This window comes from Gracilibacillus sp. JCM 18860, from assembly GCF_055395245.1.
The window spans coordinates 453693-476951 of the sequence record NZ_AP043868.1; the positions used below are offsets into that span (position 1 = coordinate 453693).

19 protein-coding genes are annotated in these 23259 nt (G+C 36.6%); 7 read left to right on the forward strand and 12 right to left on the reverse strand.

What is annotated here, in order from left to right:
* Positions 1-89: 89 nt before the first annotated feature.
* The 5 genes from ACZ5R4_RS02350 to glgB are packed head-to-tail and all read right to left on the reverse strand — an operon-like array spanning position 90 to position 8098.
* Positions 90-2495: a glycogen/starch/alpha-glucan phosphorylase gene (locus ACZ5R4_RS02350; protein WP_464368028.1), complete on the reverse strand. Its 2406-nt coding sequence runs from the start codon at positions 2493-2495 to the stop codon at positions 90-92.
* A gap of 2 nt (positions 2496-2497) precedes the next feature.
* Complete coding sequence (locus tag ACZ5R4_RS02355; RefSeq protein WP_464368029.1) at positions 2498-3928, reverse strand: glycogen synthase; 1431 nt, start codon at positions 3926-3928, stop codon at positions 2498-2500.
* A 14-nt stretch (positions 3929-3942) separates the two neighbouring features.
* On the reverse strand, positions 3943-5037 hold the full coding sequence (glgD, locus tag ACZ5R4_RS02360; protein ID WP_464368463.1) for a glucose-1-phosphate adenylyltransferase subunit GlgD: 1095 nt from the start codon (positions 5035-5037) through the stop codon (positions 3943-3945).
* 14 nt (positions 5038-5051) lie between these two features.
* Entirely contained in the window at positions 5052-6197 is a 1146-nt protein-coding gene (locus ACZ5R4_RS02365) for a glucose-1-phosphate adenylyltransferase (protein ID WP_277677974.1), read from the reverse strand.
* Positions 6194-8098: a 1,4-alpha-glucan branching protein GlgB gene (gene glgB, locus ACZ5R4_RS02370; RefSeq protein WP_464368030.1), complete on the reverse strand. Its 1905-nt coding sequence runs from the start codon at positions 8096-8098 to the stop codon at positions 6194-6196. Before glgB ends, ACZ5R4_RS02365 begins: the two co-directional genes overlap by 4 nt.
* A gap of 146 nt (positions 8099-8244) precedes the next feature.
* Between glgB and pulA the strand changes: the two genes are divergently transcribed.
* Positions 8245-10341 (forward strand): type I pullulanase, encoded by a 2097-nt coding sequence (gene pulA, locus ACZ5R4_RS02375; protein WP_464368031.1) that lies wholly within the window; start codon positions 8245-8247, stop codon positions 10339-10341.
* On the opposite strand, the gene ACZ5R4_RS02380 is transcribed toward pulA, so the two are convergent.
* Positions 10338-11498: a CAP domain-containing protein gene (locus tag ACZ5R4_RS02380; RefSeq protein ID WP_464368032.1), complete on the reverse strand. Its 1161-nt coding sequence runs from the start codon at positions 11496-11498 to the stop codon at positions 10338-10340. The genes pulA and ACZ5R4_RS02380 overlap by 4 nt on opposite strands.
* Positions 11499-11607: 109 nt before the next feature.
* The gene (locus tag ACZ5R4_RS02385; RefSeq protein ID WP_054859403.1) at positions 11608-11793 is read right to left on the reverse strand and encodes a type Z 30S ribosomal protein S14; all 186 of its coding nucleotides are present in this window, start codon (positions 11791-11793) and stop codon (positions 11608-11610) included.
* Between the two features lie 176 nt (positions 11794-11969).
* Between ACZ5R4_RS02385 and ACZ5R4_RS02390 the strand changes: the two genes are divergently transcribed.
* The 5 genes from ACZ5R4_RS02390 (at position 11970) to ACZ5R4_RS02410 (ending at position 18674) form a co-directional block, all read left to right on the forward strand.
* Positions 11970-12341 (forward strand): DUF1360 domain-containing protein, encoded by a 372-nt coding sequence (locus ACZ5R4_RS02390; RefSeq protein ID WP_109984311.1) that lies wholly within the window; start codon positions 11970-11972, stop codon positions 12339-12341.
* A 136-nt stretch (positions 12342-12477) separates the two neighbouring features.
* Complete coding sequence (locus tag ACZ5R4_RS02395) at positions 12478-12837, forward strand: ArsR/SmtB family transcription factor (protein WP_464368033.1); 360 nt, start codon at positions 12478-12480, stop codon at positions 12835-12837.
* A gap of 13 nt (positions 12838-12850) precedes the next feature.
* Entirely contained in the window at positions 12851-14149 is a 1299-nt protein-coding gene (locus ACZ5R4_RS02400; RefSeq protein ID WP_109984309.1) for an arsenic transporter, read from the forward strand.
* A gap of 29 nt (positions 14150-14178) precedes the next feature.
* The gene (arsC, locus tag ACZ5R4_RS02405; RefSeq protein WP_464368034.1) at positions 14179-14598 is read left to right on the forward strand and encodes an arsenate reductase (thioredoxin); all 420 of its coding nucleotides are present in this window, start codon (positions 14179-14181) and stop codon (positions 14596-14598) included.
* A 326-nt stretch (positions 14599-14924) separates the two neighbouring features.
* The gene (locus tag ACZ5R4_RS02410; RefSeq protein ID WP_464368035.1) at positions 14925-18674 is read left to right on the forward strand and encodes an alpha-L-arabinofuranosidase C-terminal domain-containing protein; all 3750 of its coding nucleotides are present in this window, start codon (positions 14925-14927) and stop codon (positions 18672-18674) included.
* Positions 18675-18895: 221 nt separating this feature from the next.
* Here ACZ5R4_RS02410 and ACZ5R4_RS02415 read toward each other — a convergent pair whose 3' ends face one another.
* Positions 18896-20410, reverse strand: coding sequence for an FAD-dependent oxidoreductase (locus ACZ5R4_RS02415; RefSeq protein ID WP_464368036.1), 1515 nt, complete (start codon positions 20408-20410; stop codon positions 18896-18898).
* A gap of 138 nt (positions 20411-20548) precedes the next feature.
* Here ACZ5R4_RS02415 and ACZ5R4_RS02420 point away from each other — a divergent pair, with 138 nt between their 5' ends.
* On the forward strand, positions 20549-20827 hold the full coding sequence (locus tag ACZ5R4_RS02420; RefSeq protein ID WP_054788973.1) for an acylphosphatase: 279 nt from the start codon (positions 20549-20551) through the stop codon (positions 20825-20827).
* 32 nt (positions 20828-20859) lie between these two features.
* Here the strand turns inward: ACZ5R4_RS02420 and ACZ5R4_RS02425 are convergent, their stop codons facing one another.
* The 4 genes from ACZ5R4_RS02425 to ACZ5R4_RS02440 all read right to left on the reverse strand — a co-directional run bounded on the left by ACZ5R4_RS02425 (position 20860) and on the right by ACZ5R4_RS02440 (position 23246).
* Positions 20860-21099, reverse strand: coding sequence for an indolepyruvate ferredoxin oxidoreductase subunit alpha (locus ACZ5R4_RS02425; RefSeq protein WP_054788972.1), 240 nt, complete (start codon positions 21097-21099; stop codon positions 20860-20862).
* A gap of 154 nt (positions 21100-21253) precedes the next feature.
* Positions 21254-21811: a histidine phosphatase family protein gene (locus tag ACZ5R4_RS02430; RefSeq protein ID WP_277677967.1), complete on the reverse strand. Its 558-nt coding sequence runs from the start codon at positions 21809-21811 to the stop codon at positions 21254-21256.
* Between the two features lie 89 nt (positions 21812-21900).
* Positions 21901-22113, reverse strand: a complete 213-nt coding sequence (locus ACZ5R4_RS02435) for a DUF6501 family protein (RefSeq protein ID WP_054859399.1) — start codon at positions 22111-22113, stop codon at positions 21901-21903.
* Between the two features lie 89 nt (positions 22114-22202).
* Positions 22203-23246, reverse strand: coding sequence for an AbrB family transcriptional regulator (locus ACZ5R4_RS02440; protein WP_109984303.1), 1044 nt, complete (start codon positions 23244-23246; stop codon positions 22203-22205).
* Positions 23247-23259 lie beyond the last annotated feature (13 nt).

A 23259-nucleotide genomic window follows, 5' to 3' on the forward strand; every position in this document is an offset into this window, starting at 1 on the left:
AATCATTATTCCATACGGAACATCCCGGATCTCCCTATGATTTGTAGGAAGTTCCGGGTCTTAAGTTAGGTAGTCAGCTCTTACAAACGTTATCCCTTTCTCAATTTCCAGATACCAGTTGCATATTCTTGAATCGTCTGGTCGCTTGAAAATTTACCTGAATGAGCGATATTAATCAAGCTTTTTGCTAACCATCTTTGTTTTTCTGTATAGGAATGATCTACTAATTGCTGTGTCTCGACATAATCTGAAAAGTCTTTCAAAATGAAAAATGGATCGTTCGTGGAAAGGAGATGGTAATATATGTTTTTACATTCCTGATGGCCAAATAAGCCGTCACGTAATTGATGTAAAATTCGCACTAATCTTTCATCATTTTGATAGACTTCATTAGCAAAGTAGTCGTTATTCTGATAGATGTGGTAGACTTCATCTGCTTTCAATCCGAAAATAAACATATTCTCTTTCTGCACTACATTTTTCATTTCAATATTCGCACCATCTAATGTACCTATCGTTAGAGCGCCATTCATCATCATTTTCATATTACCTGTTCCTGACGCTTCTTTTCCTGCAGTAGATATTTGTTCACTCAAATCCGTAGCAGGTATGATCTTTTCGGCAAGGCTAACATTATAATTCTCTAAAAAAACCACTTTTAATTTACCGTGTATGGTGTGGTCATAATTAACGATAGAAGCCACCGTATGAATTAGTTTGATTACTTCTTTGGCGAAGTAATAATTAGGCGCAGCTTTTGCTGCAAAGATAAAGGTTCGAGGGGTGATATCTAGTTTTGGGTTTTGTTTTAATTCATTGTATAAGTATAGGATATGAAAAACATTTAATAGCTGTCTCTTATATTCATGCATTCGCTTAATTTGAACATCAAATATTGACTGATCATCTACTAATATTCCTGTCCTCTGATGGATAATTGCCGCCAATTTCCGTTTATTCTCTTGTTTGATCGAGTGTAATTGTTCTAAAAAGAAAGTATCTTTTGTATAGCGTAACAGATGAGTTAATTCCCTTGGATGTCTTACCCAGCTCGTTCCAATCGTATCGGAAATCAAATGAGTCAGTCTTGGATTTACCATAACGAGCCAACGACGATGAGAAATACCATTTGTTTTGTTATTGAACCTTTTAGGATATAAATGATAAAAGTCTTTCATTTCCCTTGTTTTTAAAATTTCTGAATGAATTTTTGCCACACCATTCACACTAAAGCTACCAACAACAGCAAGTCGAGCCATATGAATTTGATGATCTGCTATGATGGCAAGTGATGGGATTTTTTGTCTTAGATGAGGTTGGTTCAACCAAATATCCTGACAAAACCGTTCATTAATTTCTTCTATTAACATATAAATACGAGGTAATAGCTCTCGAAACATATCAACCGGCCAAGTCTCCAGTGCTTCAGACATGAGCGTATGATTGGTATAAGCAAAAATCTTTCGCGTGATTTCCCAAGCATCCTCCCATTCTAATCTTTTTTCATCTAATAATATTCGCAGCAATTCTGGAATGGCTAGACTGGGATGCGTGTCATTAATTTGAATGACTAGCTTCTTTGGCAATGTAGCGGAGGAAATAGATGAATATTTTCTTAGAATATCCTGTAGACTTGCAGAAACGAGAAAGTATTGCTGTTTCAACCGAAGCTGTTTTCCTTCGTAGTGAGAGTCATCTGGATAAAGAAACCCAGAGATCTGCCAGGAGGAATGCTCCTGCTCTAATTGATGATAGTATTGATCCTCTTCTTGTTCCTCTATGTCTGCTATTGGTTCCGCACTCCAAAGTCTAAGTGTATTGATGGTTTGGTTATCATAGCCTACAATCGGTATATCGTAGGGGACGGCCATTATCTTTTCTTGATTTTCATATAGACAAATCAGAGAGCCATCCTCACGTTCCTTTAAGTAACAATGTCCGGCAAGCTGAATAGTCACCGCTTCATCTGCTCGTCGTATTTCCCAAGGATAGCGATCCTTCAGCCAATAGTCTGGTAACTCTGTTTGATAGCCATTAATAATACGTTGTTCAAATAACCCATAGCGAAAACGGATGCCATAACCATGACCTGGGTACGAGAGTGAGGCGGTGGAATCGAGAAAACATGCTGCCAGCCTTCCAAGACCTCCGTTACCAAGACCGGGATCCTGTTCGCAATAATAGATCTCTTCAGGATCAAAGCCGAGTTCCTTTATTGCTTGGTTACACGTGTTGAGTAACTGGTAATTTAATAAATAACTTTGTAAAAGACGTCCAAGTAGGAATTCCATCGAGAAATAAAAGACTTGCTTTGGCTTCGTTTCATCGTATTTTTGATTAGTACGAGACCAATCTTTTTCGATTAGTTCCATTAAGATTTGACAAATAGCTTCATACACTTTAGGTACAGAAATGGGGCTGTTTTGGTCAGAATGGTTCTCGCTTATTGTTGTTTGGATCTTTTCTCTTAGCTGTTTTACGTCCCATTCCATCATGTTCAAATCCCCTCCGAAATCATGATCTCATCGTATAATGCATCATATTTTTTAGCAGATGCTTCCCAGCTGAAGTCACAGGTTTCAACATTACGTAATAGGCTATTCCACTTATGCTCATCTTCATAGACAGATAAGGAATATCTTAAAACATGTAAGAGGTCATGTGCATTGTAATTCGCAAAGCTAAAACCAGTGCCTTCTAATGTGTATTCATTAAAAGGGAGAACCGAATCCTGTAATCCACCGGTTTCTCTGACAATTGGAACAACTTTATAATGAAGTGCAATCATTTGTGTGAGACCGCATGGTTCAAATTTGGATGGCATGACAAAAAAATCGCTTGCAGCATACATCTCCCTTGCTAATTTCTCTTCAAACCCCAAAAAACAAACCATTTTATCCTTATTACGTTCTGCAGCATGGTAAAAAAAATCTTCAAATAAATAATCTCCTGTACCAAGTAGGACAAATTGAACATCTTCTTGTAAGAACTTATCTATAATAGCTTGTAGCAAGTGAAGTCCTTTTTGCTCAACTAGTCTAGATATCAATATATACATAGGTACATTACCATTTTCAGGTAGGCCCAATTTTTTTTGGAGAAATATTTTATTTTCTTTTTTTCGCTCACGTTCATTCGTATAATTCCGATAAAGAAAAAGGTCTTTTGCAGGATTGTATTCGTTTATATCAATACCATTTAGGATACCGTACAAATCCCTTTGTCTTCCTTTAAGTAATGGAGCAAGGCCTTCTCCAAAATAGGCTGTTTTGATTTCTTCTGCATAGGTTGGGCTAACCGTAGTTATTTTATCTGCATGAAAAATTCCTGCTTTCATGCAATTAATATGACCATTCCATTCCATACCACCAATATGCTCCCGGCTGATTTGAAATAGATCAGAAAAATACTTTTTCAGTACTACTCCTTGGTATTTTAAATTGTGAATGGTAAAGACGGTGTTATAATCTGATTTGGGATAGAGAATTTTCAAAAATGCCATCACTAAACCTGTTTGCCAGTCATGAGCATGAACGATGTCTGGCTTAAAATCAATCCAAGTTAGAGCTTCCGAGACAGCTTGACTAAAAAAAATAAAGCGTTCTCCATCATCTTCATAACCATAAATCTCATCACGATAGAAGTAATAATGATTTTTTATAAAGTAATAGCGAACATTTTTATGCACTAATTGATATAGTGTGAACGAATGCTTTCTCCAACCGACCTCTATGGGAATGGTGAATAATTCTTCTAATTTATTCATCCATGGTTTCATAACGGGTTCATAATAGGGGAGAATGACGCTTGTTTCTATCGTTGGAAGCTGGTTTAACGCTTGTGGTAAGGAACCAATAACATCTGCTAAGCCACCAGTTTTGACAAAGGGGGTACATTCAGAAGCGACAAACAAAATTTTTTTCTCCATGGTTTCAGCACTCCTCAAATAATAGATTTCTTTTCGATGATATAAGGATGCTTTATCGAACCTTTTAGCATCTGATTCTTTGTTATGACTACTTGTTTATCAAGAATGACATTTTCCAGCTGACTATCGGCGGAAATCTCGCCATCTTGCATAATAATCGAGTTTCTTACAACGGCACCCTTCTTCACTTTCACCCCACGAAAAAGGATACTATTTTCGACAGTACCTTCAATAAGTGCCCCAGTTGCAATAAGTGAATCTTTAACAATAGCTGTATGCTGATATCTTGTTGGAGGGTGGTTACTTACTTTTGTAAAAACAGGTGGATAGTTTCGGAAAAGCTGTCTATAGTTTTCGGGTTTAATTAGCTTCATGCTTTGTCTAAAATAGCCAGCAACATCATGGATAATCGAATGATAACCATCGTAATGATAGGCTGCTATATGTAACTTTTCTAGATTCGCTCTAATACCATCCCAGAAGAAATAGCTTTTATGATTAGCGACACATTCATCTACAAGCTCTAACAACAGAGATTTATGTAATAGATAAACACCACAAAAGGTTTCTTGATTCTGTTTATCATTCGTAATCGCAATTACCTTATTGTTTTTGTCCAGTACTAACTTCAAGCAGTTCTTAAGCTCTTGTATTATGTCGTGTTGGGTAGTTAGTAATGTAACATCAGCACCGGTTTCTAGGTGGTAATGGAACAGTGGTAAATAATTCAAATTGGCTACAAATTGACTGCCACTAATTAGCACATATTCTGCAGAGCTGTTTTCAAAGAAATCTCGATTATAATAAAAATGACCTACATCCCCTTGGGAAATGTTTGTAGAATGATGCGCTTGAGGAGGGAAGAGGAATAAACCGCCATGTGTTTTATTTAATTCCCAATCAGCACCTGAACCTAAGTGTCCTATAAGGGAACGATATTTATTCTGAGTAAAAATAGCAACCTCGTGAATTTGAGATTGAACCATATTAGACAATGTAAAATCTATCAAACGGTATCTACCAGCAAATGGGATAGAAGCTATGGGACGATGATAGGTTAATTCTTTAAATTGATCATTTTCGTGTTCTAAATTGATTAATCCAATCATAGATGCCACTAATATCACCTCATTAATAGAATGGAGTTTATATTTTCGTTAGATACGACAATTGGTTCTTCTTCTTCATTCGCTGCAATCTTGGTATGATCAGGGATCGTCACATTTTCTTGAACAATAACACGATCTAATAGGACATGCTCCCCGATCTGAGCATTTGGATGTAGAATGGATTGATGGATAATCGCATGTTGATGAATTTGCACCTTCTCAAAGAGAACAGATTCCTCCACAGTCCCATCAACGATACAACCATTACTAATTAAGGAATGACGAATAACGGCATTTTCACCAATTAATTGAGGAGCAAGATAGGAATCACGGGAATAATTTTTCCATTTACCATGCTCGAGTAGTGTTGTACTGTTAGGATTTAATAAATCCATATGTGCCTCCCAATAGCTTTGGATAGTACCAACGTCCTTCCAATATCCTTCGAATACGTAAGCATACAAATGAAGCTCATCTGCAAGCATGGCAGGGATAATATCCTTCCCAAAATCATGATCCGAATGATCCTTTGTTGCATCCTTTTCTAAGAAAAGCTTCAAAACCTCCCAATTAAAGACGTAAATTCCCATAGAGGCAAGGTTATTTTTTGCTTGAGAAGGCTTTTCTTCGAATTCGTAGATTCTTAAATTTTTCGTTGTATTTAAAATGCCGAATCGAGAGGTTTCCTCCCATGGTACTTCCATAGTAGCAATCGTTACATCTGCCTCCGTTTCCTTATGTTGTGCTAATATCTGGTTGTAATCCATTTGGTAGATATGATCACCAGATAGAATTAAAACATAATCAGGGTGATACTGGTCAATAAAATGACAATTTTTAAAAATAGCATCTGCTGTCCCGAGATACCAACATCCTCCATCACAGGTTGTAAAAGGGGAAAGTATAGTTAATCCGTCCTCTAATCGATCTAACCCCCAAGCCTTTCCCACTCCAATATGTCGGTGTAATACGAGAGGAGAATACTGTGTAACTACTCCTACTGTGTTCATGCCTGAATTCAAGCAATTACTTAAGGCGAAATCAATAATCCGATATCTTCCACCAAAAGGGACAGCTGGTTTTGCTAAATTTTTCGTTAACATGCCTAATCTCGTACCAGCTCCTCCTGCTAAGAGCATTGTGACACATTCTTTTTTCATTCCAGTTCCTCCTCTGTGGATTCCAGTACTTGTTGGAAAATACAAATCGCAAGTGGTGGAACCTTTATTTTTATATGTTGATCTTGGCCGTGCCATCCCTCTGGAAAACTAAAATGGATCTCAGTATTGCTTTGATCTGAACCACCATAGCAGGCCGCATCAGAATTAAATAACTCTCGATAGGTTCCAGGAGTGGGAACACCGATGTTAAAATCATAGTAGACCACTGGTGTGAAATTACAAACAATTAATAAATGGTTCTCTAAATCAAGAGCTTTACGAATAAAAATGAGAATACTCTGTTCATGATTATCAGGATCAATCCATTGAAAACCTGATGGATGATAGTCTAATTGATAAAGAGATGGTTGATGGTGATAAAATTTATGTAATTCAGTTAAATAATGAAAGAGGGCATGGTGAAGGGGATAATCGAATAAATGCCAATCTAACGCTTGCTGAAAGCGCCATTCTATATATTGTCCAAATTCTCCACCCATAAAGAGCAGCTTCTTTCCTGGATGTACCATCATATAACCATATAATAGCCGTAAATTTGCAAATTGCTGCCACTGATCTCCAGGCATTTTATTTAATAATGACTTTTTTCCGTGTACGACTTCGTCATGAGATAGTGGAAGAACAAAGTTTTCACTATAATGGTACATCATTGAAAAGGTTAGTAGCTGGTGGTGCCACTTTCGATAAATGGGATCTAGCTCCATGTATTTTAGTAAGTCATTCATCCAACCCATATTCCATTTAAAATTAAAGCCAATCCCACCCTTAGAGGTAGGGTGAGTGATAAGAGGGAGATCTGAACTATCTTCTGCCATCATCAGTGCCTTAGGAAAATAGTGGAATACAACCTCATTTAATTTTTGTAAAAAGGCGATAGCTTCTAAATTTAGTTCATTACCAAAGCTGTTGACAAGTTTTTCTTCTGAGTCAGGGCGATCAAAATTCAGTGAAGTCATACTTGCAACAGCATCTACCCTTAGACCATCAACATGAAATTCTTTTAACCAATAAATTGCATTGGAAATTAAAAAGCTTTGAACCTCAGGCTTTCCATAGTCAAAGGTGAGGGTTCCCCATAGTGGTTTTTCCACTTTTTTTGGATCCTTATATTCATATAATGCTTCCCCATCGAATTGTCTAAGTCCGTGATCATCCTTACAAAAATGCCCTGGAACCCAATCGATGATCACCCCGATCTGATGCTGGTGGCATTGGTCGATGAAATATTTTAAATCATTTATGGATCCATGGCGAGATGTTGGGGCATAATAACTCGTAATTTGATAGCCCCATGACGCATCAAGTGGGTGTTCAGCCAAGGGTAATAATTCAATGTGGGTATAGCCCAACTCTTTAACATATGGGATTAATTGTGATGCTAATACACGATAGGATATAGGTAGATTTTGATCATCTCTTTTCCACGAGCCCGCATGAAGCTCATAGATCAAAAGTGGTGAATGATAAGGATCGCTTTCTGCTTTAAGCAATTCCCATTCTTGATCTCCCCACATATACTGTTTCCAAGAAGGGATTACAGATGCGGTTAAAGGTCGAAGCTCTGCTCGGAAGGCATAGGGGTCTGCCTTTAAAAATGTATCGCCGTTTGGTGCAGTTATCCGATATTTGTATCGAGTATTTTCCTGTATATCTGAGAAGCTTCCGTACCAGAGTTCTGCATTATCAAGCTTAGTTAGGGCATAACCTTTTCCAGACCAATCGTTAAAATCACCAGCTAATTCTACTTTTTTAGCATGGGGAGCCCAGACAACAAACCTCGTTTTGACACCATCTCTATGGCAGCCAAGAAATTGATAACTAAAATAATGAGTACCTTGATGAAAAAGGTAAACATCCTCTTCAGAGATTTGCTTAGTCATATTAACTCCTTTCCAGTCAAACATCCATATTCTTGTATATAATTCAGGTAGAGTCTTTTCTTAATCTATGATTAGTTCCATTTTATATAACCTTACGTAAGGTTCTTTTACAAAAAATTAATAGCTAAACAGAAAGGGAATGTAAGATGAATATAGCTGCTTGGATAGATGATATCAATAAAATAACACTCGAAGGAATGAAAGATTATGATTTGATCAGCCCATCACTAAGTATATTTATCTCTAACCAATTTATGCCAATAAAAGATGTCGTCAAAGTAGGAGAGGACCAATTATTCGTTTATTTAGTGGATAACATTTCCCTTATTCAAGAGGCATTTGTAGCTATTCAGAACAAGAAGTATCCAATCTTTCCTCGAAACATTGTTCGTACTACATGGTTTGAAAATAAGTATACAGCTAGTGAGACAACACTTGGCCCTCTTTATAAAAAGGATGGGACAGCTTTTACATTATGGGCACCAACCGCATCCAATATAGAAATAATAATGGAAGGTGAAAGACGCCTAATGAGGAGAAACGATAAGGGAGTATGGGATATCTGGTTACCTGGGGACTTACATGGGAACATCTATCAATTTGCTGTAACCATTGCCGGAAAAGAGAGAATCATAAATGACCCTTATGCAAGAGGTCTTACAGCAAATAGCAATGCTAGCGTAGTGGTGGATATGGCAAAGACAGATCCAGTTCATTTCAGGGAAATAACTTATCCGAAAATTACAAAGGATAAGGCTATCATTTATGAGGTTCATGTTCGGGATTTGTCGATGTGTTCTGAAAGTGGGATAAAAAATAAAGGGAAATTTCTTAGTTTTACGGAACGGCATTCGCGAAATGCAGAAGGTTATTCAACAGGATTAGCTTATTTAAAGGAATTAGGTATCACGCACCTTCAGCTCTTGCCAATTATGGATTTTGCACGGGTGGACGAAACCGAACCAGAAAAGGATTATAATTGGGGATATGATCCATTATTTTATTTTGTGCCGGAGGGAAGCTATGCAAGTAATCTATCTAATCCGATAACTCGAATAATAGAATGTAAGCAAATGATCCAATCGATCCATGAAGCGGGAATGTCCGTTATTATCGATGTAGTCTTTAATCATGTTTTCCAGTATGAGAACTCTACTTTTGAGAAACTCGTTCCAGAATATTATTTTCGTTTTCATGAGAATGGTTCAGTAAGCAATGGGAGTGGAACTGGCAATGACCTCGCAACAGAGAGAAAAATGGCGAGAAAATTCATTCTTGATGTCGTAGATTTCTGGTTAAAGGAATATCTTGTGGATGGTTTTCGTTTCGATTTAATGGGATTAGTGGATTTAGAAACAATGAAACAGATTCAGTCGAGATGTAGTCAAGAAAATAGACCCATCCTACTTTTAGGAGAAGGATGGGAGCTTGACACGGCATTGGATAAATCACAGCTATCCACGTTAAAAAAAGCAGATCAGCTACCAGAAGTGAGTTATTTCAATGATCATTTTAGAGACCAAATAAAGGGAAATACCTTTTACAGTACCAGTACAGGTTATGTAAATGGAGAAGGAAGAAACGAATCTTTCCTCCCGGCACTAATTACCGCCTCGTGTGATCATCGATTTCATACACCCATGTTTTCCTGTCCACTTCAATCTGTCAACTATGTGGAGTGTCATGATAACCATACATTACTAGACAAATTACAGTTATCGAATCCAACAATAAGTGAAGAGGATAGAAGGAAGATGCATCAGCTTGCGACTGGTTTAGTGTTATTAAGCCAAGGTGTTCCTTTTCTACACGCAGGTCAAGAATTCTTCCGATCGAAAAATGGTGATGAAAATAGTTATCTATCTGGAGATAAGGTTAACCAAATGGAGTGGAGAAAGCGGGGAAGGGAAGACGAGAATATTCAATGGATACGGAAGCTAATTCAATTACGTAAACAGCACGATCATTTTCGATTACAGACAGCTAAGGAGATAAAGGAGAGAGTTCACTTTATCCAGGTTCCTGTCCCTTTAGTAGGTTATCTTCTCTTAGGAGAGAAGAAGGATTTCGTTATTGTCATTAATCCAACCAACATAAAACATCAGATAACGATGCCTTCACATGGAAGATGGACAAAATGGATCAGTAATCTAAGGGACTCGAAGTCGCCAATCAGTTGTTTATTACAACAAACTGCTGAATTGGACGCATATGAATTAGCGATATTTTTGAAATATCGCTAATTCGTTACAAAATTTTCTGTATAAAATGGTTGGGAATCTTGATTAAAGGCAACCCCGATACCGAGTGTTTCGAATTTATTATTTAAAATATTTTCTCTATGTCCTTCTGAATTCATTAAGCCTTCATGTGCGAAAATACTACTAGGCTGACCAGACGCTAGGTTCTCTCCGGCTATTTGAAAGCGAATATGATCCTCCTTCATTCTATCAAATGGGGATAAACCCGCTAAATTCGTATGACTAAAATAATTATGATCAGCCATATCTGTACTATGGTCTCTAGCAGTTTGTCGAACCTCTTCGTTCCATGCTAGAACAGGAAGTCCGTGATGCACCCGAGCAGCATTTGTTAGATCAAATAATTGAAGCTCAAAGCCTTCTTTTAGTTGTTCACTAGGCTCGGCAAAATATTTTTGCTTTTGTTGCTCAAGATCTTTACTAATCATTTGAATGGCTGTAATCGTATTGTTTTCATGCTTATCATAGAAAATAGTTACATAACTTTCATCTAATAAGAAAACATCATATGCTTGTTCTTTGTTTATTTGGTAACGCACAAGCCCTTTATCAATGGAATCTAGAGGTTCACCAAGTGCTGCTATTACTTCTTTTTGATTGCTTTTCATAGAAATTTCTTCGGATGAGGTGAACAAATCCTGGTTTGTAAATAATCCAACGATTTGATTTTTATCATCATAAGCAACCATAAAGAAGTTTTGATAGTTCTCGTGATAGGCTACCCAATTGACTCCGTACTCATTTAAAGAGGAGCGCTTAGGTGGACCAGCTTCTGCTTCCACATCTGCACGGCTATCCTTTAGCTCTACATTGTGGATAGAAAAGATTTCAGTGGAAGGGGATTCTAAATTTGGTTTCTCTTCCACTTGTTGGCCTTCTGATCGCTCTTCAGGCAAAAACTCATGGAATAATTCTTTAATTCCTGTACTTATCGTATCAATCGTATTTGTTATAATCGGATTTTCTTTTATCGATTGGAGATCTGATTGGATCTCACTAGTAACTCCTTGAAAGCCGGCCCTTTCATAATCATCACCATAAAAATACCAAATAACACCAATTATCAGTAATAGACTTAATATACTACGTATTTTGAACGGAATTACCTCCTGTCTACATCTACGAAAATATTGTAGCAACTTTTAATAGTATGGACAACTATGTCAAGATGAGATACATAGAGTTTATGGAAGAAATAGTCTCCAAGAATACAAAAAAGCCAACCGTTTTAGGCTGGCTTCTTCTCTTTTACCAACTTGCTTTTTTGACGCCAGGGATTTGGCCTTTGTACGCTAGCTCTCGAAAGCAAATCCGACAGAGCTTAAATTTACGAAGAACAGAGTGTGGACGACCGCACTTCTCACAGCGAGTATATTCCTGCACTTTAAACTTTGGTGGTCTTTTTTGCTTTGCTACCATTGATGTTTTAGCCATCGTATCCAACTCCTTTCTTTAGAAAATAATTTATTTAAAGGGAATGAAATTTTTTGGGTAGAAGAATATTATAACATAGGTTAACGTGATAAGTAAATAATGGGGAATGGATGTATAAACTACTAATTAGTACACCAAACTAATGATAATCATTTTTAGCATGGGAAAGGAATTGTATGAAAAGTATAGATATTGACTGGTTGACTTATCTCATCCTCCTGTTAGCAAGTTACCGTTTAACACATCTAATCGTTTTTGATAAGATCACCGAATTTATTCGAAATCCATTTTTAAAAAAGGAAATAGTAACAGATGAGAAAGGGGAGGAGCATGTTAAGAAAGTACCTACATCGAAATTTGGCTATCTGTTGAATTGTTATTGGTGTGCAGGAATCTGGAGTGCGATATTTATTACGATTGCGTTTATATGGATACCGGATTTTTCATGGCCTGTTATATTTATTTTATCAATCGCTGGTGGACAGGCGATATTAGAAACCTTTGTCGGTGTTGGGACAAAGCTGGTGAAATGGTTTAGTGAAAGATAATTAAGATAACAATGCTTGCCCTCTCATTTAATAGGGCAGGCTTTTTACATATCCATATTTACAAACGTTTCCTTTTCGCATTTAGGAAATCTTAGCTTGCAATATATAAGCATATTATTATATATTAATAAAAGAAATGGAGGTGTATGTAGTGATTACAACAACCGTTAACATTGAGAATGCGGCAACTATTCTAAAATTACTTGGAGATAAAACCCGACTAATGATAGTAAAATTATTAGAAAATCATACATGCTGTGTTTGCGAATTTGTAGAAATTTTTCAAATGAGTCAACCGTCTATTAGCCAGCATCTTCGAAAATTAAAAGATGCAGGCATTGTTAAAGAACAAAGGAGGGGGCAATGGATTTTTTACTCCTTAAATACAGAAAATGATTATTTTCATTTTGTTGAACAAATTCTGCAGGAGCTCCCGAGTCAAAAGGATAAATTAATAGAATTAGAGAAAAAAGGAACTAGAATTTCATGTTGTTAAAGGGGGAAGTGTTTTGTCTTTGACCGTTTTATTTGCATCACTTATATTTTTGGTTACCTTAGTATTGGTAATCTGGCAACCAAAAGGATTATCCATTGGATGGTCTGCCTCTGGTGGTGCTCTCCTTGCCTTAATATTTGGAGTGGTGAGCCTTCAAGACGTACTAGAAGTAACAGGTATTGTTTGGAATGCCACTCTTGCATTTGTTGCCATTATTATTATTTCCTTAATTTTAGATGAAATAGGATTTTTTGAATGGGCAGCTTTACATATGGCTAGAGCTGCAAAGGGTAATGGATGGAAGATGTTTGTGTATATCAGTTTACTAGGAGCGGTCGTTGCGGCATTTTTTGCTAATGATGGGGCAGCACTGATACTTACACCTATCGTATTAGCAATGGTTCGTAATCTGAATTTTCAAGAAAAAATGGTTTTTCCATTTATAATGGCAAGTGGTTTTATTGCCGATACTACATCATTACCACTCATTGTTAGTAATCTAGTTAATATTGTATCAGCAGACTTTTTTAATATTGGCTTTGTGGAATATGCTTCACGAATGATTATTCCTAACTTATTTTCATTAATTGCAACCATTGCGGTATTATTTGTTTATTTTAAGAAGAGCATTCCTAGACAATATAATGTAACCCAGTTAAAGCAACCTTCTGATGCTATAAAGGATCTGAAGATGTTCTATTTGTCATGGTATGTATTAGTGGTTTTATTAATAGGTTATTTTTTGAGTGAGTTTATTGGAATGCCTGTTTCTATTGTAGCGGGTCTAATCGCTATATTCTTCCTGTGGATGGCAAAAAATAGTAAAGCGGTTCATACGACATCTGTTATTAAAGGGGCACCGTGGGAAATTGTTTTCTTTTCCATTGGAATGTACGTAGTCGTATTCGGATTACGGAACGCAGGATTAACAGATTTATTGGCAAAAACCATTCAAGAAAGTGCAGAGCAAGGTTTATTTATAGCGACAATCTCCATGGGGTTCATTGCTGCTATACTGTCATCCATCATGAATAATATGCCAACTGTCATGATTGATGCGATCGCTATTGCGGAAACCAATACATCGGGGGTTATGAGAGAAGCATTGATTTATGCGAATGTTATCGGCTCTGATCTTGGCCCGAAGATCACACCAATTGGTTCCCTAGCAACCTTATTATGGCTTCATGTGTTATCCCAAAAAGGGGTAAAAATATCGTGGGGAACCTATTTTAAAACAGGGATTATATTAACGATTCCAATATTATTTATAACATTACTCGGTCTCTATCTGACACTAGTAGTTTTTTAACCAAATGATCAAAGAAAGGAAGATAAAAGATGGCAAAAAAAATAGTCTACTTCTTATGTACTGGAAATTCATGTCGAAGCCAAATGGCAGAAGGATGGGCAAAAAAATACTTAGGTGATGATTGGGAAGTTTATAGTGCGGGGATTGAAGCACATGGATTGAATCCAAACGCAGTGCGTGCAATGAAGGAAGTCGGCATTGATATTTCTAATCAACAGTCTGAGATCATCTCATCTGAAATTCTTAATGAATCAACGCTGGCTGTAACACTTTGCGGAGATGCAGCCGACAAGTGTCCCATAACTCCGCAAAGCGTAAAACGGGAGCACTGGGGGTTCGATGACCCTGCGAATGCAACCGGAACGGAAGAGGAAAAGTGGCAAGTATTTCAAAGAGTTCGAGATGAAATAGGGGATAGAATTAAGAAGTTTGCAGAAACAAGAAAATAAACTTAAGGGGTAAGCAGATCAGTTTAGGTGTTACAAAAATGTAGCCTAGTTGACCTGCTTTTTCTTATTTCATTTCAACTGTAATTATCCGTGCAAATAACACTTATTCGTAAAGTTATACGTATACTTTAAAGCGTGATACAGATAGGTGAAGCTCAATGAGTAGAGGGAAGCTCTAAAAAATATTTGACATAAATGTACAAATGTCAGCGAAATAATTTGTAAAATATTTATTTCATATTATAATAGTTGTCAGTACATGTTAAAAAATATTGGTTTACTGTTTAAAGTTGTACTTATATTACAGATAGAAATGAGGGGGAACAATGAACGATAAGAATTATTCACCTAAGGATCTCATCATTGCACATTATCTTTTCGATGATCCAGACTGTGTTGGAAAAGATAGTTCAGGGAACGACTATGATGCAATAACAGAAGGGGAAGTAAAACCAAAGATTGAAGTGATGGCTGAAAGGAAAGCGGCAACATTTTCTGGTGGAAAGAATGGTAGCTCCTATTTAAAACTGCCTTCTGGATTATTTAAAAACATCAGTGATCGTACTGGAATTACCATTAGTAGCTGGATTTACTTGAAAAAAGGGACAGATGTTTGGGAACGAATTTTTGATTTTGGTAAAGGGCCAGATGGGCCATACATATTTTTATCTAGGAACTTAAGAGGTGTTTGCTTCTCAGGCTCTGATCTCTTTGCAGATGCTGGAAAAACATGTTCACTAGGAGAGTGGATCCATGTTGCTATGTCAGTCAAAGGAACAGAAGGTGGCACCCTAAGTAGTGCTGGTCCAGTTATTTATGTCAATGGTGAAATCGTAGCAGATGGTTCGATCAGTCAGACCTCAAGTGGTGCTTATAAACAACTGCGAAATTGGTTTGAGACATTTTCTGAAGAAAAGAATTACAGCAATAATTATATCGGCAGATCACAGCACGTCCCTGATTCCGATTTCCATGGTGCTCTAGCAGATTTTCGCATTTATGAGGCTGGATTAACCGAAGATGAAGTGATTGAAGTTATGTGTGAATCTCTAACTGATAAGGAAATAATAGAACTAGCTAAGGATAAATATTTGTCTTTTCCGATCACTGTTGTGTCTCGGGATGTTTCGTTACCTTCGTCTTTAATGGGTGGGAAGGTAGCAGTCACGTGGCGATCCAGTGATATGGATGCATTATCTAATCAAGGGACAGTAGGGAATGTAGCTGAGCCAAAAGGTGTAACACTTACTGCAACCTTAAGCAAAAAAGATAGTACAACCGAAAAGCAATTTACGTTAACCGTTTTACCAGAGGGGGTTCCGTCCCATCATCTAACTATTGAGGGAGATAATGAATTGTTAGATGTAAGTGACATCATGTATGGTTTGTTCTATGAAGATATTAATAATGCCGCAGATGGGGGGATTTATGCAGAGCTTGTTCAGAACCGATCATTCGAATCATTTGAATTCGATACTTATTCTCATCATTCAGGAGCCTGTGGATGTTCTACAGGTAGAAATCATGTCCCCTTACATGCATGGTTTGGTGATATAGACAAAGTAGAAGTCAAAAATACTGGTGGTTTGAATGAATTTTTTGGGATAGACGATAAAGATATTAATTCCTATTATATTACCGTACCAAATGAAACAACTATTAAAAACAAAGGATTTACCGATTCTAATCACGCTTGTGCGATGTCGATTAGACAAGGTGATTTATATGATTTCACCATATGGGCAAAGGCGAAAAAGACAGCAAACATTACCGTACAGCTACAGGATGATTCTAGTGAGCCTATAAGTGACAAAATTACGGTTACAGTGTCAGGGAATAATAAATGGAAGAAATATGGAATCGATTCAGAGCTTGTCCTAACTGGTTCTAAAACCATTCTTGGACAACTTTCATTAACCTTTGATGGGGAAGTATCTATTGATATGGTTTCCTTAATGCCGAGAGATGTTTGGGGAGCAGCGGAAGAACAAAGTTCACAAACTGCTCACATTAATTATAAAGCAAATCCTAACTATCGACTACGCAAGGATTTAGTTCAAGCATTAGTAGATCTACATCCGAAATTCCTTCGCTTCCCTGGTGGCTGTATTTCAGAAGGATCATTTATCTGGGAAAATGTCTACGAATGGAAGGACTCTGTTGGTGCGATTGAATTGCGGAAGGAAAACTTCAATGTTTGGGGTTATATGATGACAATGGGGCTTGGCTATATGGAATATTTCCAATTAGCGGAAGACTTAGATGCTACCCCACTGCCTGTTATGGCCTGTGGTGTACTCTGTCAAGCACGCTCAGATTATGTCAACCCTGCTGGTGGAGAATTAAGAGATTATTATGTGAAAAGCTTTACTGATTTAATTGATTTTGCGATCAATACAGATTTTGATCATAATGAATGGGCAAAACTACGTAAAGAAATGGGGCATGAAGCACCTTTTGATTTGCACTACTTAGGTGTTGGTAATGAAAACTGGGGAACAGAGTTTTTTGCAAACTTTGAATACTTTAAGACAGAGATTGATTCATATATGGATAAGCATTATCCTGGGTATGAATTACACATAATTTCTACTGTTGGTGCTCAAGCTGATGACGATGCTTACCAAGAAGGCTGGAAGTTTTTAAGTGGAAATCTTACAGGTACAGCCAATGTGCAATTTACGGATGGACAAAAGACACTGGAGGAAAAAGTTACTTGGTATAACAAGCAGGCTAACTATATGGATACCATTGCGGATGAACACTATTATCGTTCCAATGAATATTTATTAAACAATGTTGATAGATACAATTATTATTATCGTGCCTATCAATCTGACGGAAATCTTGATGAGCGAGAAACCTCTAAAGTGTTTGTTGGAGAGTTTGCTTCTACTGACAAAAATACGTTAGCAGGAGCTGTGGCAGAAGCAGCGATCATGACAGGTTTTGAGAATAATGCAGATATTGTGAGATTAGTCGCTTATGCACCTTTATTTAATAAAGTGTTAACAGACGGTACTTATAGGTGGACACCTGATTTAATCTGGTTCGATGATGAAGATGTTTGGTTCACACCAAATTACTATGTCCAAAAGCTCTTCGCAAAATACCTAGGATCCAAAGTGTTAGACACATCATTTTCCGCCTATAACAATGGTACATTAACTAAAATCGCTCCACATGGTGGAATTGAAATTGCTACGGGAGATGCGGAAATCCAGGTTAGGGCAGTGAAGGTAATTGACAATCATAGTGGAAACATATTATTCGAACAGGATTTCACTAAAGAACTAGATTCTAATTGGAAGGTAATACCAGGCTCCCATGGATATGAATTAGATCCAGAACATGGTTTAGTATTAAAAGCACAAACAGATGGATTAAATGGATTATATTTAATGAACAAAAACTGGAGCAATTATAAAGTAGAAGTAAATGCAACAAAGATAAGTGGCAATGACGGTTTTTATGTCGGTGTTGGTTTAACAGATATTTCACCAGATAAGAAAGATGTAATCGAATACGCGATTGGATATGATGGAAATGCAACTGGGGTGAAGGTGCATAAACAAGGAATAGAGGGTTATATGCTAGGAGATTATTCTTCCAGTACAGCAGCAGGTAATTTGCGAGCAAGCTGTTATGAGCCACTATTAGACAATAATCCTTATACTATCTCCGTTAATTATGGTGGAGATAATGGTGATCGACTTATTTGCTCTTACACTGATGGATCATTCACGAGTAAAACATTAGATTACAAGCTAGAAGCTTATAATCGTGAAATTTTCAACTCGGTAACGAAGGACGATAACTATGTATATGTGAAGCTTGTGAATGCCGATCCGTTTGAAAAAACAACAGAAGTTGCCTTGAAAAATTTAAATGTGAGTAAAACTGCAAGCATGATCACCGTTACAGGAGAAGAATCGATCGTGCATACACCGAATGTAAATAAAAAGAACGCAGAACAAGTTGTTCCAAAGGAAAAAGAGATTAAATGGCAAGATAATCATACTGTGGTTACATTACATGCCAATTCAGTGAATGTGATCATTTTAGAGGTGGAATAGCAAAAGCAAGACAAGGGCATGTGTGAGATCTGATGAAGTTCACAGCATGTCCTTGGTTTTCACATCAAAGGAAACAGGAAAAGAAGAGTATAAGTACAGAAATTATCTACATATATTATTTACTTGATTCTAGTTAACATAATATATATTATAGGAAGTTATAAAATAAAAAAAGCTCACTATCTCAAAATATAAGTATACTTAAGATAGTGAGATAAAAATTATTTTCGATACTCGACCTTTTTTAGATCCTCTAATGCCGGGCCTTCGATCACTTTACCATCACAAGCAAATCGTGATCCATGACAAGGACAATCCCATGTCTTTTCTTCGTCATTCCAAGTAACCTCACAGCCTAGATGTGTACATGTGGTATCCAATGCATGAACTTTTCCTTCATGATCCTTATAGATCCCAATAGTCTGACCATGTTGTTTCGTTTTAATTGCTGAACCTGCTGGAATTTCTTTTGGTGTATGTTTGTCTTGCATTAACTTTCCAGATACTAGCTCTTTGGCTACATTTGTATTTGTACTTATAAATTGTTTTAAATCTGGATCTGCATGGAATCTCGTAGGCCGGTATAAGTCGATATATGGATTTTCTTTATTTAAGATCAGGTCTGTTAGAACTTTTGCCGCAACCATACTGTTTGTCATACCCCATTTACGATAACCTGTTGCAACTAGAATCTCGGGACGATTCTTATTAAGTCTCCCTATATATGGTAATTTATCTAACGTAGTATAATCCTGGGCAGACCATTCATATTGCCAATCTGTCAACTTTAGATGTTTAGAAGCAAACTCCTTTAATTTTTGTAAAGGGGCTACATCATGCTTGTATTGACCTGTTTTATGATTTTGTCCACCAAATATCCAGTATTCCTCTCCATCTAACTTTAAGGTACGTAAGGAATGAACTGGTTCATCTACATCTAGATACATCCCCCCTGGATATGGATTTTTAGAAGTGAATGCAACAGCATATGAGCGAGAAGGATACATACGTGCACTATAAAAAGCTTCTCCTTCAAAGAATGGAAATTGTGTAGCAATCACCACTTGATCACAAATTATACTGTGTTGATCCTTTGTTCTCACTATTCGATGATCAGCATTTTCAATATCATAGGCAGATGTGTTCTCATAAATTTCCCCGCCATTTTCGATAATTTCATCGACTAAAGATTTTAAGTAGGAGATCGGATGAAATTGTGCTTGATTCTTCATCTTTATCGCATATTTCATAGGGAATGCTACAGGTAATTGTGTTAACTCTTCCCTATCAATATTTAATGCAGTATATGCTTCGAATTCTTGCTCCAATTTTCTTCGGTTTTTATCATTGTTTGTTAAAAGGATAGCATCCTGCTCTTCGAAATGACACTCTATCTGATTTTCTTGGATAATATTTCGGATAGATTTTAACGCTTCTGATTGACTTTCGTAATATAATGCTGCCTCTTCATGGCTAAAATGAGACATGAACTCATGATAGATGATACCATGCTGTGCGGTTATTTTAGCTGTTGTATGGCCAGTTGTAGCATTCGTCAATTTACCACGGTCAATCAACACAACTTTAACCCCTTTTTTAGCTAATAAATAGGCAGTGGTGATCCCTGTTATTCCCCCACCAACTACTGTTACCTCTGTTTTAATATTTTCTTTTAATTGAGGAAAGGCTGGCATTATATCTCCCTCTTGCCATATCGGAAAATGCTTTTGCTTCATATTATACCTCCATAAACCTTCACGTTTTTGTTATGTATAGCTTCCCCATTGTATAAAAGTTTATGAATTGGATTTTAGCGATTACTTTGCGATCTATTTTTACACGTGATACCATTTACAGAAGGGAGTGATGAACAGATGAGACATATACATGCTATCGTGAATGGGAGAGTACAAGGAGTTGGTTTTCGGTATTTCACTCAAGCTACCGCAGCAGAATACCAAATTGTTGGTTGGGTGAAAAATCTCTCAAACGGATCTGTTGAAATCAAAGCAAAAGGTGATGTGGGTAATATGGAGAGGTTTTTACAAAAGATAAGACAAGGTCCTTCCATGTTTGCAAAGGTTAGTAGTATTGATATAGAAGAATTGCCATTAGAAGATCATGATTATCAACGATTCGAGATAAAATATTAAAACCGCTATCGAAATAGCGGTTTTAATATGTATTAGTTTTCCTCGAAGAATTTACGATTCAATGCAATATATTCATGCTCATTATCTGGAACCTCGTCTTCCATATAGATAGCTTCTACTGGACAAACTGCTTCACAAGCTCCACAATCTATACAGATATCTGGATCAATATAGAACATATCTTTTCCTTCTTCTATACAATCAACAGGACAAACTTCAACACATTCGCCTGCTTTTTCTTCTTTACAAGGTGAAGTTATTACAAACGCCATGACTGTCCCCTCCTTTGGTCAATTTCCTAAGTATCTCTATTTCACCTATATTTTATCATAATTATAAAAACTTCGCATGCCAATATCGATGATTTCACAATAAATTCAAGGAATGGCACGTCAACATCTCAGCATGGATCTACTGATAAGCTCTCTAATCCCGATCCTTCCAAAGCCTTTCCACTATGAACTCGCCTCCAACACGTTGAACGAAAAAGACATCCGGATTGGTCAAGGTTTTCCATTCATGAAAGCCAAATTCAATCTGGAATTTTTTTAGCATGAGTGCTAGCAAGTTTCCATGTGTTACGATGATAGTATTCTCAAAATCATCATTATTTAAACAATCAGTAAGGAGTTGATCAGCTCGTTCGTAAGCATCTCTAGATGATTCCCCACCAGGTAATTTAAACTGATCATTATGAAAAGATTCCTCCAACACATCCATCCAATCATCAATTGGCTGTTCACTTAAAAGTCTTTCTTTTAACCTTTCATCACATTCAATTGGTAAACCAGTACGATTGGCAAATGGTTTAATGGTTTCCTTTGCACGTAAAAAAGGACTTGTGATGATCCGATCAATTGGAAAACTAAGATTTTCTAATAGGTTTGCTAATTCATAGGCCTGAAGATTTCCTTGTTTAGACAAAGGAGAATCCTTGTGTTGTCCCATTGCGTGACAGTGACGTATCAATAGAATTCTTTTCATTTTATCAGCTCCTAGGCGGAATCTTTGAAAGATCTTTAATAGAATATCAGAAAAAGCCTACCATTTATTTTATCCAATATGAATTTCAATTAAACATTTTCGACTAATTCAAAATAATCTTTTTTAAATCCAGCAATACGTTTCGTGTTATCTATAACAAAGTAAAACTCCTCTGTTTCGTTTTTTACTTCATATACATTTCCAACGGTCAAAACGGAATTCACTTTATATTTTTTAGCGTTTGTATGTACACATTTAATGTGTTTCATGGTTTCATTTTTTTCCCAAGTATGATGAATCATTCTAACTAACCTCCTTACTTTCTATGATAAACATTTTGGTAGATAAATACAAGTAACTGTTTAGTTTACATAATAAACTTATGGTATACTTATGTTCTTGTTTTCCAATATTTACTTAAAACTATAGGTAATAATAAAATAATGATAAGCATCCTCACTAATTGTAAGGAACCAACAATTGCAGGGTCTGCGTCTACTTCATGGGCTGTCAGTGCCATTTCTACTAATCCTCCTGGCGCAAGACTTAGCATGGCTGTCGCAAAGCTCAAATTCGAAAAAGAAGCAAAAATATAACCAAATAAGATCGATAATAAGATAATGAAACAGGTTATTAAAAAGAACAAACCAGTATATTTACCAGCTTTTTTCACATCTCGATAATCGATAGATAAACCTAAATGGATGCCAATAGAAAGCTGAGCAAAATGATAGAACGAACTAGGTAAGTCCATCACTGGTATCGAAAAGATTTTTAGTATAGCGATGATAGTCATAGGTATAAGCACAAAAGATGCCGGAACTTTATGTCTTAATAAATAAGCGAAGTAAAAAAGCAATCCATAAATAGCAATGGTCCAATATTGACCCGAAATCATTGGTTCCTCTACTATACTACCGGCATTATTGCTGCTTGATGAAAATAAAAAAGAGGCAATAATTGGTACGATAAAGAGAACCGCCATTAATCGAATCGTATGAAAAATAGCTACAAGCCCAGTGTTAGCCTCCATTGAATCGCTCATAGCAACCATTACGGATAATCCTCCGGGTATACTGCCAAGTACACCTGTTTTTTTACTTATCTTTGCTATCCTAGCTAGTAATATTCCACTAGCTATCGAAATAATCATAATGAAAAAGGTAAAAAGCAAAAACGGAATAAAATAAGGCACTACCTTACCTATAGTTGCTGCAGTAAACGTCATTCCGATTTGAACACCCGTTATAGCAAAGCTTACATTTCGAATGGATTGGTGTAATTGATAGTCTCTTTCGTGAACCGTCTTTAAAATAAATACTGCTAATAATGGACCTAAAATCCAAGGCAATGGAAGATCTAAAGATAGGAATATCATTGTGGACAGTAAGGATACAAGATACATCCATATATAATGAAAGACAAGTTGTTTCATGCTTAAAGCTCCC